This is a genomic window from Pseudomonas sp. Lz4W (assembly GCF_000346225.2).
Taxonomy (GTDB): domain Bacteria; phylum Pseudomonadota; class Gammaproteobacteria; order Pseudomonadales; family Pseudomonadaceae; genus Aquipseudomonas; species Aquipseudomonas paraversuta.
Genome location: NZ_CP017432.1, coordinates 1,798,314 through 1,813,667, shown reverse-complemented (window position 1 = coordinate 1,813,667; position 15,354 = coordinate 1,798,314). Strand labels below are relative to the sequence as shown.

14 protein-coding genes and 1 pseudogene are annotated in these 15,354 nt (G+C 60.7%); 5 read left to right on the top strand and 10 right to left on the bottom strand.

Going from position 1 to position 15,354, the window contains the following annotated elements; translation table 11 throughout:
• The first annotated feature begins 35 nt into the window (after positions 1-35).
• A complete protein-coding gene (locus B195_RS08610) occupies positions 36-1,319 on the top strand; it encodes an FAD-binding oxidoreductase (protein ID WP_003447356.1) in 1,284 nt (427 codons plus the stop codon).
• A 109-nt stretch (positions 1,320-1,428) separates the two neighbouring features.
• On the opposite strand, the gene B195_RS08605 is transcribed toward B195_RS08610, so the two are convergent.
• Positions 1,429-2,109, bottom strand: a complete 681-nt coding sequence (locus B195_RS08605) for a peptidase C39 family protein (protein WP_177412992.1) — start codon at positions 2,107-2,109, stop codon at positions 1,429-1,431.
• A gap of 223 nt (positions 2,110-2,332) precedes the next feature.
• On the opposite strand from B195_RS08605, the gene B195_RS22980 reads away from it, so the two are divergent.
• A complete protein-coding gene (locus tag B195_RS22980) occupies positions 2,333-2,500 on the top strand; it encodes a hypothetical protein (RefSeq protein WP_003447354.1) in 168 nt (55 codons plus the stop codon).
• Between the two features lie 96 nt (positions 2,501-2,596).
• On the opposite strand, the gene B195_RS08600 is transcribed toward B195_RS22980, so the two are convergent.
• Positions 2,597-3,352, bottom strand: a complete 756-nt coding sequence (locus tag B195_RS08600) for a TerC family protein (RefSeq protein WP_003447353.1) — start codon at positions 3,350-3,352, stop codon at positions 2,597-2,599.
• Positions 3,353-3,382: 30 nt separating this feature from the next.
• Entirely contained in the window at positions 3,383-3,622 is a 240-nt protein-coding gene (locus B195_RS08595) for a hypothetical protein (RefSeq protein WP_003447352.1), read from the bottom strand.
• A gap of 129 nt (positions 3,623-3,751) precedes the next feature.
• Here B195_RS08595 and nhaR point away from each other — a divergent pair, with 129 nt between their 5' ends.
• Positions 3,752-4,657, top strand: coding sequence for a transcriptional activator NhaR (gene nhaR, locus B195_RS08590; protein WP_003447340.1), 906 nt, complete (start codon positions 3,752-3,754; stop codon positions 4,655-4,657).
• Here nhaR and B195_RS08585 read toward each other — a convergent pair.
• Entirely contained in the window at positions 4,654-5,811 is a 1,158-nt protein-coding gene (locus B195_RS08585) for an MFS transporter (RefSeq protein WP_003447339.1), read from the bottom strand. The genes nhaR and B195_RS08585 overlap by 4 nt on opposite strands.
• Positions 5,812-6,179: 368 nt before the next feature.
• On the opposite strand from B195_RS08585, the gene sstT reads away from it, so the two are divergent.
• Entirely contained in the window at positions 6,180-7,403 is a 1,224-nt protein-coding gene (sstT, locus tag B195_RS08580) for a serine/threonine transporter SstT (RefSeq protein ID WP_003447338.1), read from the top strand.
• Positions 7,404-7,495: 92 nt separating this feature from the next.
• On the opposite strand, the gene B195_RS23055 is transcribed toward sstT, so the two are convergent.
• The 3 genes and pseudogenes from B195_RS23055 to B195_RS08570 form a co-directional block, all read right to left on the bottom strand.
• Positions 7,496-8,005, bottom strand: a complete 510-nt coding sequence (locus B195_RS23055) for a DUF1993 family protein (RefSeq protein ID WP_003447337.1) — start codon at positions 8,003-8,005, stop codon at positions 7,496-7,498.
• 135 nt (positions 8,006-8,140) lie between these two features.
• Positions 8,141-8,650, bottom strand: a pseudogene (locus B195_RS23050) (NTP transferase domain-containing protein); the annotation flags it as partial.
• Positions 8,634-9,830, bottom strand: a complete 1,197-nt coding sequence (locus B195_RS08570) for an XdhC family protein (protein ID WP_003447336.1) — start codon at positions 9,828-9,830, stop codon at positions 8,634-8,636. The pseudogene B195_RS23050 and the gene B195_RS08570, both read right to left, overlap by 17 nt.
• 108 nt (positions 9,831-9,938) lie before the next feature.
• Here B195_RS08570 and B195_RS08565 point away from each other — a divergent pair, with 108 nt between their 5' ends.
• Complete coding sequence (locus B195_RS08565) at positions 9,939-10,598, top strand: TetR/AcrR family transcriptional regulator (RefSeq protein ID WP_003447335.1); 660 nt, start codon at positions 9,939-9,941, stop codon at positions 10,596-10,598.
• Here the strand turns inward: B195_RS08565 and B195_RS08560 are convergent.
• The 3 genes from B195_RS08560 to B195_RS08550 form a co-directional block, all read right to left on the bottom strand.
• Positions 10,592-14,155 carry a molybdopterin cofactor-binding domain-containing protein gene (locus tag B195_RS08560; RefSeq protein WP_003447334.1) on the bottom strand — a complete coding sequence of 1,188 codons (3,564 nt, stop codon included), beginning with the start codon at positions 14,153-14,155 and terminating at the stop codon, positions 10,592-10,594. The genes B195_RS08565 and B195_RS08560 overlap by 7 nt on opposite strands.
• 14 nt (positions 14,156-14,169) lie before the next feature.
• Positions 14,170-14,658, bottom strand: a complete 489-nt coding sequence (locus tag B195_RS08555) for a (2Fe-2S)-binding protein (protein ID WP_003447333.1) — start codon at positions 14,656-14,658, stop codon at positions 14,170-14,172.
• A gap of 179 nt (positions 14,659-14,837) precedes the next feature.
• On the bottom strand, positions 14,838-15,302 hold the full coding sequence (locus tag B195_RS08550; RefSeq protein ID WP_003447331.1) for a MarR family winged helix-turn-helix transcriptional regulator: 465 nt from the start codon (positions 15,300-15,302) through the stop codon (positions 14,838-14,840).
• Between the last annotated feature and the right edge of the window lie 52 nt (positions 15,303-15,354).

The following is a 15,354-nucleotide window of genomic DNA, read 5'->3' as shown; positions in this document are numbered from 1 at the left end:
CTTACTCGTCAAATATATTAAACAGAGGCTGCAGAATGTCGAACACCCCCTACCCCCAGTCTTACTATGCAGCTTCTGCCAATCCGGTTCCCGAACGCCCCGCCCTGCAGGAGGAGATCGAGACTGACGTCTGTGTCATCGGCGCTGGCTATACCGGGCTGTCGAGCGCGCTGTTTTTGCTGGAGAGCGGGTTCAGGGTCACGGTTCTGGAAGCCGCAAAGGTCGGTTTCGGCGCGTCTGGTCGCAATGGCGGGCAGATTGTTAATAGTTACAGCCGTGACATTGATGTCATCGAGCGGACGGTGGGGGCCAAGCAGGCGCAGCTGTTGGGGCAAATGGCGTTTGAGGGCAGCAAGATCATCCGCGAGCGGGTGGCCAAATATCAAATTCAGTGCGACTTGAAAGACGGCGGTGTGTTTGCCGCCATCACTGCCAAGCAGATGGGTCATCTGGAGGCCCAGAAGAAGCTCTGGGAGCGTTATGGCAATACGCAACTGGAGCTGCTGGATCAGCGCCGGATTCGTGAAGTGGTCGCCTGTGACCAGTATCAGGGCGGGCTGCTGGACATGAGTGGCGGCCATATTCATCCACTCAACCTGGCTCTCGGCGAAGCCGCAGCCGTTGAGTCACTGGGCGGTACGATTTACCAGCAATCACCGGCCATCCGCATTGAGCGCGGCGCCAACCCGGTGGTGCATACGCCTCAAGGCAAGGTCCGCGCCAAATTCATCATCGTTGCCGGCAACGCATATCTGGGTAATTTGGTGCCCGAGCTGGCAGCCAAATCGATGCCATGCGGCACTCAGGTGATCACTACCGAGCCCTTGAGTGATGAGCTGGCCAAGACCCTTCTGCCACAAGACTATTGCGTCGAAGACTGTAACTACTTGCTCGACTACTATCGATTGTCGGGGGACAAGCGCCTGATTTTCGGCGGCGGCGTGGTGTATGGCGCGCGAGACCCGGCCAATATCGAGGCGATTATTCGCCCGAAGATGCTGAAAGCCTTTCCGCAACTCAAGGATGTGAAGATCGACTACGCGTGGACCGGCAATTTCCTGCTGACTCTTTCGCGTCTACCCCAGGTGGGCCGTATCGGTGACAACATCTATTACTCGCAGGGTTGCAGCGGTCACGGGGTGACATATACCCATCTGGCCGGCAAGGTGCTGGCCGAAGCCCTGCGCGGCCAGGCCGAGCGCTTCGATGCCTTCGCCGATCTTCCGCACTACCCTTTCCCCGGCGGCCAGCTGTTGCGTACACCGCTGACCGCTTTGGGGGCGTGGTACTACAGCCTGCGTGACAAGTACGGCTTTTAATTTACCTTGTGCAACCCGGGGAGCTGGCTGGCCGGCGATGCAGACGCCGCTGATGGCCCCCGTGAGGCCATCGCGGGCCAGCCCGCCTCCCAGACGATGGTTGTGACCGTTATTTCCCCGAGTTCTCCAGGGCTTTGACGGCCCGGGCTCCAGCCTGTTCCTGACCCGAGCGGGACAGGTCGTTGGCCGCTTTCAACCAGCGCGCCTTGTCGACATTGGCCGGCAGTTGCTCGGGCGACAGAATCAGCACCGCCCAGCCTCCGGCATCTTTCCAGGCCGACTCAAACTTGTTGAAGTCCATGAGCCGTCGCCGCTCCATACCGGCACGCAACAGCACGGTGTGCTTGGTGCGGTTATAACCCACCAACATTGCGTAGCGCGGTTCAGACCAGACTGTACCGTCGCTGAAGCGCAGCATCACCGGATAACCCGCAGCCACCTGGGCCAATAGCGCCGAAAGGGAGGTGTCCAATGGATACACCAGTAACCCGTACCCCGCCGCCAGTTGCTGCATGTTGTCTTGCAGGGATGCTTCGGCACCCGGCAGCTTCAATGGTTTGAGCAGCAGGCCCGGGGTAATTCTGATGCGCTGCTCGCCAAACATGCTGGCCAGCACCTGCGGACCACTTTGATTGGCATTGCCGCGAAAAAATGGCACGCCATTGAGTTCGACCCGTTCCGGCAGGCGACGAAGCTCAGGCGGCTCGACACTGGCACACCCCACCACCGCCAGCGCAAGTACCGCCAGCAACCACAGCCGCACCGATCTTGATCCCGTCACTGCCTGCATATTCCCTCGCCTTGAATGAGCACCGGCCCCGAGGCCCGGCATGGCCGTCGATCATAGGATGCCATCAAGCGCAGGTATAGCCTTAAGCTCCAGCGAGATCACCGGGATAGAACAAATCAGTTGGTCCAGCACGACCTTTGGTCAATAGACTGCAACACTACCCGCGCTAGACTGTCAGTTGCTTAGTGTGTGTTTGTGCCCATTGTGGGCAAAGGAGGCACTGATGAGCCCGACATTGACCATTATCCTGCTAATCACCGGCTGGCTGGCCGTTGCCGCCGCAATGCTCTGGGGACTGATGCGCATCAGCCGTCATCATCACCCGCAGGTACAGCCCAAGCTGCAAGTCCCGCCTGAAAAACCCGTGACTGGTACTGCAAACGCCCACTAGGGCGGTGGCGTCTGGTTGTGACCGCGACAAAAACCCTGCCACAAAAAAGGCCGTCCCCCTGCACAGGGTGGACGGCCTTTGAGTTACAGCTGCAGATTACTTCAGCAGAGCAGCCTGGCGTTTTTCCCGAACCCGCCGCGCCACAATGTTGAGGGTTTCCACCGTGGCGGAGAATGCCATCGCGGCATATACATAGCCCTTGGGTACATGAGCACCAAAGCCTTCAGCGATCAGGGTCATGCCGATCATGATAAGGAAGGCCAGCGCCAGCATCACCACGGTCGGGTTCTCATTGATGAACTTGGCCAGAGGCTCCGAAGCCAGCAACATCACCAGCACCGCTACCACTACGGCAATCACCATGATCGGCAAGTGCTCGGTCATGCCCACCGCAGTAATGATGCTGTCGATGGAGAACACCAGGTCCAGCATCAAGATTTGCCCGATAGCAGCCGCAAAGCCCAGCGCCACCTTGGACGAGACGCCGGTGGTTTTATCCTCGACCTCAGGGCTCATGCTGTGGTGGATTTCACTGGTCGCCTTCCACACCAGGAACAGACCACCGGCAATCAGGATCATGTCTTTCCAGGAGAAAGCCTGGCCCAGCACTTCAAACACGGGCGTCGTCAGCTGCACGATGTAAGCGATAGTGCCCAGCAGGCCCAGACGCAGGATCAACGCCATGCCAATCCCGATACGGCGCGCCTTGGTGCGATACGCCTCAGGCAGCTTGTTGGTCAAAATCGAGATAAAGATCAGGTTATCGATGCCCAGCACGATTTCCATCACGATCAACGTGGCCAGCGCGACCCAGGCTGCGGGGCTGGCCGCCAGTTGTAAAAGATATTCCATAGGTGTGTTCTGACTCTGGTTTAAGACAAGTTAAATCGCTTGGGACGACTCTTTGCGTTCTTGCTCAGGCTGTTCTTTTTCCACCTGAGAGCCGGTGGCTTCGCTGAGTGCCTGTTCTGCCGCCTTGTGGGTGTCATCAATCGCCTGCTTGGCCGTTTCAGCGGTTTTGCTCAACATTTGTTGCGCCGCTTTTTCCGCCTGATCACAACCGCCCAGCAGTAGCAGGCCTGCTGCTACCAATGCCAATGCACCTGCTTTCTTCATGCTCATCTCGCTTTCCTCTCTAAAACGGCGGCCCACTGCATGGCTCGCGAATAACGCGGGATTCTAGAGAGATAAATACTTCAGGAAAATTCGTATTTTTAAGGGCTATACTTCGATTTTTACGAAGTATTCAGCGTGCTTAACTATCGCCAGCTCCATTACTTCTGGGTGGTCGCCAAAACCGGCAGCATTGTTCGAGCCTGCGAGCAATTGAACCTCACCCCGCAAACCATCAGCGGGCAAATAAGCCTGCTGGAAGACACCTACGGCTTGCCGTTATTTCGCCGGGTCGGCCGCCAGCTGGAACTGACAGAGACCGGGCGTCAGGTCCTGCCTTATGCCGAGCAGATTTTTCAGCTCGGCAACGACCTGCAAAGCATGCTGCGCATGGCCCCCAAGGAGCAGCAGATTCTGTTCCGGGTGGGTGTGGCCGATGTGGTGCCCAAGTCGATTGTTTATCGCCTGATCGCTCCCACCATGGAGCTGGACAAGCCGATCCGCATTACCTGCCGCGAAGACAAGCTCGACCGGCTACTGGCGGATCTGGCCATTCAACGTCTGGACCTGGTGATTTCCGACAGCCCGATGCCCTCCCACCTCGATATCAAAGGCTTGAGCCAAAAGCTGGGGGAATGCGGCATCAGTTTTTTTGCCACTGCCACCCTGGCCCGCAACTATGGGGAAAACTTCCCCCATTGCCTGAACGGCGCCCCACTGCTGATCCCCGGCCCTGAAACCGTGATCCGCAGCCGCTTGCTGCGCTGGCTGGCAGAACAGAAAATCCAGCCGCGAATCGTCGGTGAGTTCGATGACAGTGCCTTGATGCAAGCGTTTGGTCAGTCCGGCATCGGGGTATTTATCGCCCCCAGCGTGATCGCCCAGGAAGTGATGCGCCAATTCGATGTGGAGCTGATCGGCCAGACCGAGGCGGTCACCGAATCGTTTTACGCCATCACTGTCGAGCGCAAGAGCCGGCACCCTGGCATCGTTGCAATTACCGAGGGCGCTCGACGCGAGTTGTTCACCCCGGCCAGCGATTAAGCGCAGGCCGCGGCCCGTGGCTTTGCAGACATCAGCACCAGCGCGAGCACGATCGACAGCAGGATAAAACCGGCGGCAGCCAGGCCCAGGCTGCCCAGGCCGTAGCTGTCAATCACCCGGCCGCCGACCATCGCCCCCAAACCTATACCCAGGTTGCCCCCGGCAATATTCAACGACGCGGCAAACGCAGGGGCCTGGGGCGCAATCTTCATCAGCCGGACATGGCTGACCAAAAACAGCGCCGACTGGGTAATCCCCCAAATCGCCAGCGCCGCTGCCAGAGCCAGCGAAGAGTGAATACTCGGCACCAACGCCAGCAGCGCGCCGATCATAAAGGCGCTAAACACCATCGATGCGATGAGCGGATGGCGATCCACCATGCGCCCGCCCAACGAGTTGCCGATCAAGCCCACCGCGCCAAAGCCCATCAGGCACCAGCCAACGAGGGTGCCATCAAAGCCCGCCAGACGCTCCAGGATGTCGGCCAGATAGGTGTAGGCCGTAAACATGCCGCTGAACACCAGCACCGACAGCACGATATGGCCAATCACCAGCGGGCTGCGCAACATGCCCAGCTGCGAGCGCAGGCTGGCGTTGGCCCTCACCACGTGGGTCGCCGGCAGGTACAGCCACAGCAGCAAGGCCTTGGCCAGTGCAACCACCGCGAGGATGGAGAACGCACTGCGCCAGCCCCAGGCATCGGAGATCAGTGTGCCGACCGGGATCCCGAATACGGTTGCGCAGACAATCCCGAAACCGATTTTGGCAATCGCCCGCCCGGCGTACTCCGGCCCTACTATGTCTACCGCAGTTTCGCTGGCCAGGGCCCAAAACACCGGCAAGCCCAAAGCCGGCAATAACCGCGCAAAGCCCATCACCCAAATATTGGGGGCCAGCGCCGCGAGGGTATTGGCGAAGGCGAACATCAACAGGATCGTAATAAACAGCGGCTTGCGCTTGAAACGCGCAAAGTAAGCGGTCAAAAACGGCCCCAGGGCCGCGACCGTAAAGGCGAACAGGGTCACCAGCAAACCGGCCTGGGGCACGCTGACCTCAAGATCACGAGCAATTGCGGGCAGCAGGCCGACAATGATGAACTCGGTGGTGAGCACGGTAAAACCGGCCGCAGACAGCAGCAGGATGGGCAACAGCATGAAGGGCTCCAGAAACGGCAACGCCAGCGAAAGCCGATTCAGGCCCGCCGGTTTAAAGATAAGTGAGGATGGGCAATAGTAACAGAATGAGTAAACCCAAGAACACGCCGCTCCCCTGCAGAGAAGAGCAGGCGCGGGTGTGGCAGATTGCCTCTGAAGCGCGAAGCGCCTCCGGCACTATGCTAAAGTCCGCCCCCGCCAGGATTCTGCCGGACAGACCACTCGGCACGGGTGATTAACCTCAGCTGCCGACCCTGCTTTACTCAACAGGTTTTAACCCGCCGACCGACATCGATCTGCCTGCCCGTTTGTTGCAGATCGCTCCAACGTTGTTCAGTGCACGGCCCAAAACAACTAGAGATACCCTTATGACTGACGCTCCACCTACCCTGCTGCAAAAGCTCACACGCACCAGCCTGGTCACCCAGATCATGATTGGCCTGATTGCCGGTATTTTGCTGGCCTGGCTTGCGCCTGCTGCTGCACTTTCGGTGGCCTTTATCGGCAAGGTGTTCGTCAGCGCCTTGAAAGCCGTGGCGCCGATCCTGGTGTTTGTGCTGGTCATGGCATCCATTGCCAACCACAAGCACGGGCAAGAAACCCATATTCGCCCGATCCTGGTGCTTTACCTGTTCGGTACCTTTGCCGCCGCCGTCGTGGCCGTCATCGCCAGCATGCTGTTCCCCTCGAACCTGGTACTGGCGACGGAAAATGTCGCCATTGCCGCCCCGGGCGGGATCAGCGAAGTCATGCAAAGCCTGTTGCTGAGCGTGGTCGACAACCCGGTCAGCGCGCTGATGAACGCCAATTTCATCGGCATTCTGGCCTGGGCCATCGGCATGGGCATTGCCATTCGCCATGCCGGTGATACCACCCGCACCGTACTCAGCGACCTGTCCAATGGCGTCACCCTGATCGTGCGCGTGGTCATCCGCTTTGCACCACTGGGGATTTTCGGCCTGGTGGCCTCGACGCTAGCCAGTTCAGGTTTCGGCGCCCTGCTGGGTTACCTGCACCTGCTGGCCGTGCTGATTGGCTGCATGCTGTTCGTGGCTCTGGTGATGAACCCGTTGATCGTTTTCTGGAAACTGCGCCGCAACCCGTACCCGCTGGTGTTCCTGTGCTTGCGCGAAAGCGGGATTACCGCGTTCTTCACCCGCAGTTCGGCGGCCAACATTCCCGTGAACATGGCACTGAGCGAGCGTCTGGGTCTGCATGAAGACACCTACTCGGTATCGATCCCCCTGGGCGCGACCATCAACATGGCAGGTGCCGCGATCACCATCACGGTCTTGAGCCTGGCCGCAGTTCACACCCTGGGCATTGCAGTCGACATTCCGACCGCGATTTTGCTGAGCGTGGTGGCAGCCATTTGTGCCTGTGGCGCATCGGGTGTGGCGGGAGGTTCGCTGTTGCTGATCCCTCTGGCATGCAGCCTGTTCGGCATCCCGAGCGAGATTGCCATGCAAGTGGTGGCCGTGGGCTTCATTATCGGCATCCTGCAGGACTCCGCCGAAACCGCGCTGAACTCGTCCACCGACGTACTCTTTACTGCGGCGGCCTGCATGGCCGAGGAAAAACCGGCGTCCTGATGACGCCGGCGATGTAAGCGCTGACGAGGTATCGCGGTTCGGGGGTTGCCCGATCGCAGCCTCGCTCCTCGTCAGCGATTACTGTATTGCGATCAGAACGCGCCCATGTAGTCGCGCTTGCCGACTTCAACGCCATTGTGGCGCAGGATCGCGTAAGCAGTGGTCACGTGGAAGAAGAACTGCGGCAGGCCGTAGGTCAGCAGGTAAGCCTGGCCGGTGAAGCGTTTTTCTTTCGGCGTGCCCTGACGGGTGATGATTTCGATGCCTTCCTTGCCGTCGATCTGCTCAGGCTTGATCCCGTCGACAAACGTCAGAACCTTGCTGATCAGCGCTTGCAGGTCAGCAAAGGTCACTTCGCTGTCGTCGTACTTCGGCAGTTCGATTTCAGCCAGACGGCCCGAAACACCCTTGGCGAAATCAACCGCGATTTGCACCTGACGCACCAGCGGGAACATGTCCGGCGCCAGACGCGCTTGCAGGAAAACACTTGGATCGATGTTCTTGGCCGTGGCGTGCGCCTCAGCCTTGGTCAGCACACCGCTGAGGGCGTTGAGCATTTGTTTGAACACGGGAATGGAAGCAGCGTACAGAGAGATAGTCATGAAAGTCTCGACAGTCTGTGGGCGGGAACGGGATGTGGGGCGATTATAGACACGCCTGTAGTCTTCGGGTGTATCAAGATCAACCATCACCCATTCACTGCACGTCTCTAGCGCAATGACTTGCTCGCGATACTGGCGTAAAAGCGGGCGGGCACCTTCATCACCGCCACACTCTCTTAGCCGCGGCAGACACTCGCTGGCCCACAGGACCGGGTTGCCGCGCTTGCCCTGGTAACTGGCCTGACACCCCATGACCCCGGGATTCCCGTGCAGGGCATCGACCAACTGATCAATGACCCCGGCCGTGACGCCGGGCATGTCTGCCAGGCAAAAAATCACCGCCTGCCGGTCACTGACCGCACTGGCACCGGCGCGCACCGAAGAGCCGATGCCTTCCCGGTAATCCTGATTAAGCACAAATTCGACCGGCAGACCGGACAAGGCCTGACGAACATTCCCGGCTTCATGCCCGATGACCACCAGCACTTTCCCACAGCGCGATGCCAGCGCGGCCTGCACCACATGCCTGACCATCGCCTGGCCGGCAACCGGCAGCAGTAACTTATTGCTGGCCCCCATGCGTCGACTCAGCCCCGCAGCCAGTACCACCGCCACGACCCCGGCCGGCTCACTGGCGACGGGCATCTCTTGCCTCCGGTGAGCGCGCTGACAGCGCTGCGTGTTGTGCATCTGCCGGGTCATGGATCCTGGCCTTGCGCAGCCTCAACATCCCGCCTTCGCGCTGATTAAGGCAGGCCGTGATTTCACTGACGATGGCCAGGGCGACGCTTTGCGGGGTATCGCCGCCCAGATCCAGCCCCATGGGATAGTGCAGCTCAGCACGGGCTGCAGCTGCACCGCCGCCCATTTCGTCAAGCAGGCGCTCGGTGCGCTCTTTGGGCCCCAGTTGCCCGATATAGGCCGGGGCGCAGGCCAGAACACTCTGGAGCCAAAAACGGTCCTGACGGTAACTGTGGGTCATGATCACCACCGCCGCCCCATCAACCAGAGTGCGCAACGCGAACGGCTGGTCAATCGACGCCACCAGCACCTCCCTGGCCCCCGCAAAGCGTTCGGCCCGGGCAAAATTCGCCCGCCCGTCCACCACATGCACCTGCCAGTTCAGTTGCACGGCAAACCGCACCAGAGGCTGGGCGTCGTTACCTGCGCCGAACACCACCAGCCGCCGCTGCGCAGGGATGTATTCCAGCAGCACTTCAACGGCCTGCGCCCCGCTTGCATAAATCATCCGCGACGATTTCTTGCGCTCGAGGGTGGCGAGTAAATCGGCCTGGACCCGGCTTTCAAGCACGTCACAGCAAAACCCCTGGCTGCTTCGCGACAACGCCGTCAGCCCCATCCGCGCCCCCATTCTCGCCCCGCTGCCGGCCCCTGCCGCCAGTATGGTTGCCAGCGCGGCCGGCTGACCGGTGGCTCGCACGCCTTGCAGGACATCGGTCAGCAGCGACGGGGCGCCTGCTTCAAGCCGCTCCAGCAGCACATGCACCGTGCCGTTGCAGCCAAGTCCAAAGGTCAGCGCGGCCCCCTCTTCATCGCTGTCATCCTCGTCGTGGGCCGCGGTGCTGTAGCGACGAATCACCGGCAGCCCGGACTCGGTCAGCCACCAGGCCTTGCGCACCAGCTCCTGCTCCAGGCAGCCGCCACTGACCGTACCCACCGCCTGCCCGTCCCGCGGTATCAGCATCCTGGCGCCCGGGCGCCGATAAGCCGAGCCTTCAACCTTGACCACGGTGGCCAGTACCACGGCGACATTGTTACTGTCGGCCTGGTCCAGAGCATCGAGCAAACCATACAAGTCAGACATGAGCGCCGCTCCCAACCTTATCCAGTTAATTGCCGTACCATCGACTGCAGTTTTTCGTCAGTTTTTTCTTCAGCCGCCGCGCAACACGTCATCGTGGAGGACAACAGCGTGAACAAAAAAACCGGTGTCCGGGCTCATCAGGCCGACCAGACAAAGGCGCGCATTCTCAAGGCCGCCGTGACCGTATTCGCCCGCGACGGCTATGCCGGCGGGCGCATCGAACAGATATCCAAAGAAGCCGAGTCCAACGACCGGATGATTTATTACTACTTTTCCAGCAAGGAAAATCTGTTCGTCCAGGTTCTGGAACACACCTACGAAGCCTTCAACCTGGCCGAAAGTACCTGCCGCCCGGACCTGTCCAGCCCCGTGGCAGCATTGCGCGAACAAGTGGCGTTTTTCTGGAACTACTACGTGAAACACCCGGAATTCGTCGCCATCCTCACCATTGAAAACCTGCATAAAGGCAAGCACGCCCGCCAGTCGCGCGAGCTCGGGCGCCTGTCGGCCACCACCGTGGGCGTGATCAGGCCAATCATCGAAGCCGGTCAGCGCATGGGCATTTTTCGCCTCGATGTGGAGATCAACCATGTCTATTTGATGATCGCTTCGCTGTGCTACTTCTATAACTCCAACCAACACACCCTCACCTCGTTCCTGGGTCAGGACCTCGCCGATAAAGGCCAGCAACAGGACTGGCTGGCCTTTATCAGCGATCTGGTCATACGCGGGGTCATGACCCTGCCCGGCGCCGCGAACGGTCAATGAGACCCGGGATTGGCCCGTATCTGCGCCACCTTTTGTTCCAGTGACTGCCATGCAGGCTCGGACGGGGCGAAACGCTGGCGCAGATAGGCCGTCAACTCGCTGATCTGGCGATTCGACAGACTGTCCTTGAAGCCGGGCATATAGCCGAGGTCCGCCGTCGCGGGGACGGGAATGCCTTGCAGGATCACTTTCAACAGGTTGTCGGGCAAGGCGCTGTGCAGGTTGCTGTTGCTCGCCAATGACGGGCTGACGCCAAACAGTTTCGGGCCCAGGCCATCGGCGTGGCAGCCCTGGCACGCACCCTCGAACACCCGCTGACCGTTACTCAATGCCAGCGTACTGACCTGGGGGGCCGCCGGGCCGGGTTCGGGTTGCGCCAGGGCATCGCCACTGAGTGAGGCCAGGTACACCGCCATGGCGCGCCGGTCGCTGTCGGGCAGCTTCGCCAGCTCGGTGACCACTGGCCCCATGGGCCCGGCCGCCACGCCATGGGCGTCGGTGTAGCCGGTGCTCAGGTAGCTGAACAGCTGATCTTCGGTCCAGGGGGTTGGAGCTTTGGACAGGCCATTGAGCGCCGGGGCTTCCCAGCCATCGACCATGCCGCCCGCCAGAAAGGCGCTGCCGCCCTTCTGCGCGCCCATCAGGTTGCGCGGCGAGTGACAGGCCGCGCAGTGGCCCAACCCATTGACCAGATAAGAACCGCGGTTCCATTGTGCACTGCGTTGCGGCTGCGCCTTGACCTCCCCTGAACGCAGAAAGATCGCGTTCCAGCCCGCCATCAGCGGGCGCAGGTTGAAAGGGAACTGCATGGCATTACTTGTGGCCGGCTGGCTGACCGGCGCCTGCGACATCAGATAGGCATACAGAGCCTGCATGTCGGCATCATCGATATTGCGAAAAGAGGTATAGGGAAAGGCCGGATACAGGTGCTTGCCGTCCCGGCTGATGCCTTCGCGCATGGCCCGCTCGAACGCTGTGTAAGACCACTTGCCGATGCCCGTCTCGGGGTCGGGGGTGATATTGGTGCTGTGCAGGGTGCCGAACGGCGTTTGCATCGCCAGCCCCCCGGCGTTGGTCACGCCACCCGGTGCGGTATGGCACACCGCACAATCCCCCACCGCCGCCAGCAGTCGTCCCCGCTCCAGCGTGGCCGCCGACCAGGTGCCCGCCACGGGCGGTGTAATGGGGGCGATTTCTGCACGCCAGGGCAATGCAGTGGCGGCCATGCCGGCCAGGGCGCCGATACCGGCAATCAGGGGGGCAAACCACCACTTGGAGCGCTTGCCTTTGACTGGCTGCGGATCGGCGCCGGCAGCGGCTTCGTCCTGGGAAAGTTTGAGTGCAGCCAATACCCGTTCGGGGGTAATCGGCAGCTCGCGAAAGCGGATCCCGGTGGCGTCATAAATGGCATTGGCGATCGCCGCCGCACTCGGCACCCCCGCTGATTCCCCGGCGCCCATGGGTGGTTCGTGCTGACGGGGCATCATCAGCACGTCGATTTTCGGTACCTGCTTGAACGTCAAAATCGGATAGGCGCCCCACTCCTTGCTGCTGACGGTCGACTCTTCGAACGTGACCCGCTCTTTGAGCACACGGCTGGTGGCCTGGATCACATTGCCGTGGATCTGATGCCGGACACCCGCCGGGTTGACCATCATCCCGGCGTCATGCCCGATGACCACCCGCGTCACCGAAACTTCACCGCTGAGCCTGTCGACCGCCACATCGGCGACCCATGCCGCCCACGCCGCCCCGAACCCGGGGAACTTGCTGTGGATATACCGCGCATAGGCGAAACCGCGGCCACGCAAAATATTGTCCTGTTCAGGGGTTTGCATGGGCTCGGTGCGGGCCACCCACCCGGCTCGCGCGGCCGTGGCCCTGACCAGTTCGGCAGCGCGCTCATCGTGCAGATAGCGCAGGCGGTATTCGACCGGATCGACCTTGGCGGCAAACGCCAGTTCATCGATATAGGACTCGTGGGCAAACGTGTTGGGCAGTGCGGAAACCCCGCGCATCCACGACGCCCGCACGATGGGCGCCATGTCGTTGATGGTCACCCGCAGGTGCTCGAAATCGTACGGCGGGATGGAGGTGCGGTCGCCCATCTCGAACATTGCCGCCACCGGCTCGACGCGGCCCGTCAGCAGCAAGGCCAGAGTGGGCGCACCATTGGAGGGGTAGCTGGTCTGAAAGTCATAACCGGCGACCCCGCCATCGGCATTGATGCCGCCATCCACTTCCATCAATTGCGCCGAGCCCTTGGGCTCCCACACATGCTCCTGCTCCCGGGTCAGCTGCACCCGCACCGGCAAGCCCACCGCCCGGGACAACAACAGGGCATCGGCACACACGTCATCGGCGCAGTTACGCCCGTAACAACCCGCTGCCTCCATGCGAATGATCTCAATCCGCTCTTCCGGGTACTCCAGCAGCCATGCCAGATCCGCCCGCAACAGGTGCGGGTTTTGCGTGCCCGACCACACCCGTATCTGGTGTTCCTGATAATCCGCCAGGCCACAGGACGGGCCGATGGAGCCGTGGATCTGGTAAGGCCACAAATAGGTGCGGGGCATGCGTTCGCTGGCCTGGTCCAACGCCTGCTGAACGTTGCCCTTGTCCAGCACCACACGCCGGACCCGGGGGTTGTCACGGATGGCCTGCGCCACATCATCCATGTCCGGCAGTTTTTGCGTCCAGGCTTTCCAGCTGACTTTCAGCGCTTGCGCCGCCTTCACGGCCTGCTCTTCACGCTTGGCAACCACGCCGATAAAATCACCGATCACCACCACTTTGACGATGCCCGGAATGTGCGCAATGGACGACTCGTCCACGTGCAGCAGGCTTGTGCCGACAAACTCGCCACTGTCGAGCCCGGCATAGGGCGGGCGAATCACGCGGCCATGCAGCATGTCGGGCAGGCGCATATCATGCACATAGGTCAGCTCGCCGCTGGCCTTGGCCGGGATGTCCACCCGGGCCGAGGCGTTGCCTACCAGCCGGTAGTCTTCCACGGGTTTGAGCGGCGCATCGCCGGAAATGCCAAGCACATGGCGCTCCCCGGCCACCAGTTCGGCAAATGTCAGCTGGCGAGCGTCCGCACTGGTTATCACCCCGCTGTCCATCACTAAAGACTGCGGCTCGACACCCAGACGCCGGGCTGCAAGATCCAGCAAAAAACGTCGCGCTTCGGCTGCCGCATTGCGCAAAGGGATGGCAGTGATCTGGATCGTGGCGCTGGCAATGGTCGCCCCCTGATTTGGCGCGCTGTCGGTATCGCCCAGCACCATGCATACCTGCTCCAGGGCCAGGTCCAGCTCTTCGGCCACGATCTGCGCCAGCGACGTGCGGATGCCGGTACCCAGGTCCACATGGCCGTTGAAGCCATAGACCTGCCCGTCATCGTTTACCGCAATGAACAGCCCCAGCTCCCTGGGCTTGAGTACAGGAACACCGCCTTTGGCCACGGGACCTGAAGGCGGCTGAATCTGATCAACCACCAGCAAGACGCCAGACTTGGCCAACAACTGATCACGGGTGAGCGTGGTAAGGGTCATAGTCATCAATCCGTTCAGGGCATTTGACGGGCGGCAAGCATGACCGCGCGAATGATTTCGAGATGGGTGCCGCAGCGACAGAGGTTGGCTGACAGTTCGTTTCGAACTTGCGCTTCGCTGGGGTGGGGAATGCGATCAAGCAGCGCCTTGGCGGTCATGATCATGCCGTTCATGCAGTAGCCGCATTGCGCAGCCTGCTCATCGATAAAGGCCTGCTGCACCAGGTGCGGCTGCGCCCGGCTGCCGAGGCCTTCAAGGGTGGTAATGGTGCGCCCCTCGGCACCGGACAACGGGAAGACACAGGAGCGGGCAGCCACCCCGTCAATGATCACCGTGCAGGCACCGCACTCCCCCAGACCACAGCCATATTTAGGGCCGTTGAGCTGCAAGTCATTGCGCAGGATCAGCAACAGCGGGGTATCGGCCATGGCACTGACCACGACAGGCTGGCCGTTGACGTGCAGTGTTACCGTTCTGACAGGCGCAAGGGTGTGATCGCTCATTCAAGGCTTCCCCAAGTAACATCGTCCGCACTGTTGGAGGCGGATCTTATTAAGTGTTTACTTCATGAAACAGGCGTAACAAAGGCCTGCACAGGCAGACCCTGATTCACTCCGGTTTTGATGAAGTAAACACTTCATACAAGCCAGAGCAAGAACGATGCCACAAGGTTGGGGAAAGCTTATTCGCTGCCTTCATCCACCATTTTGCGCAGCAAATACAGGAGTGCGACCCGCTCTGCCGGGTTGAGTTTGCTCATGGTCAGCTCGCTCACTTGCAGTGCATGGGGCTCGGTCTCGCGCACTAATTGCTCACCCGCCGGGGTGAGGCTGACGATGACTTTGCGCTTGTCCTGCACGGCGGGCTTGAGGGTGATCAGGCCGCGGGCCTGAAGACGCTCGACTATGCCGCGAATGGTTGCCTGATCGACTGCAGTGGCCTTGATCAGCTCACTCAAGGAGCTGGGCCCGTGATCCCGAACGGCACACAGGGTGATGAACTGCACCGCAGTCAACTGCGAGTTGCCGACATTTTGCTGAAAAATCGCCATGTTGCGCTGATAGGCCTTGCGCAACAAATGGCCTGGCTGTTCGCAGAAATCATAAGCGGCCTGACGGCCTGGTTTTTTGTCTTTCGTATCCGGCACAACGGCCTCTTTCAATTCAAGGGTGAGAGGTCATGACCTTAACCTGTGGGGC

Bases quoted from the DNA above. Each gene is read 5' to 3' on its own strand.
- B195_RS08560 (WP_003447334.1), bottom strand. From the start codon at position 14,155: ATGACCCTTACCACGCTCACCCGTGATCAGTTGTTGGCCAAGTCTGGC.
- B195_RS08600 (WP_003447353.1), bottom strand. From the start codon at position 3,352: ATGGAATATCTTTTACAACTGGCGGCCAGCCCCGCAGCCTGGGTCGCG.
- B195_RS08555 (WP_003447333.1), bottom strand. From the start codon at position 14,658: ATGAGCGATCACACCCTTGCGCCTGTCAGAACGGTAACACTGCACGTC.
- B195_RS23055 (WP_003447337.1), bottom strand. From the start codon at position 8,005: ATGACTATCTCTCTGTACGCTGCTTCCATTCCCGTGTTCAAACAAATG.
- B195_RS08585 (WP_003447339.1), bottom strand. From the start codon at position 5,811: ATGCTGTTGCCCATCCTGCTGCTGTCTGCGGCCGGTTTTACCGTGCTC.
- B195_RS08570 (WP_003447336.1), bottom strand. From the start codon at position 9,830: ATGTCTGACTTGTATGGTTTGCTCGATGCTCTGGACCAGGCCGACAGT.
- B195_RS08595 (WP_003447352.1), bottom strand. From the start codon at position 3,622: ATGAGCATGAAGAAAGCAGGTGCATTGGCATTGGTAGCAGCAGGCCTG.
- B195_RS08610 (WP_003447356.1), top strand. From the start codon at position 36: ATGTCGAACACCCCCTACCCCCAGTCTTACTATGCAGCTTCTGCCAAT.
- B195_RS08605 (WP_177412992.1), bottom strand. From the start codon at position 2,109: ATGCAGGCAGTGACGGGATCAAGATCGGTGCGGCTGTGGTTGCTGGCG.
- sstT (WP_003447338.1), top strand. From the start codon at position 6,180: ATGACTGACGCTCCACCTACCCTGCTGCAAAAGCTCACACGCACCAGC.
- B195_RS22980 (WP_003447354.1), top strand. From the start codon at position 2,333: ATGAGCCCGACATTGACCATTATCCTGCTAATCACCGGCTGGCTGGCC.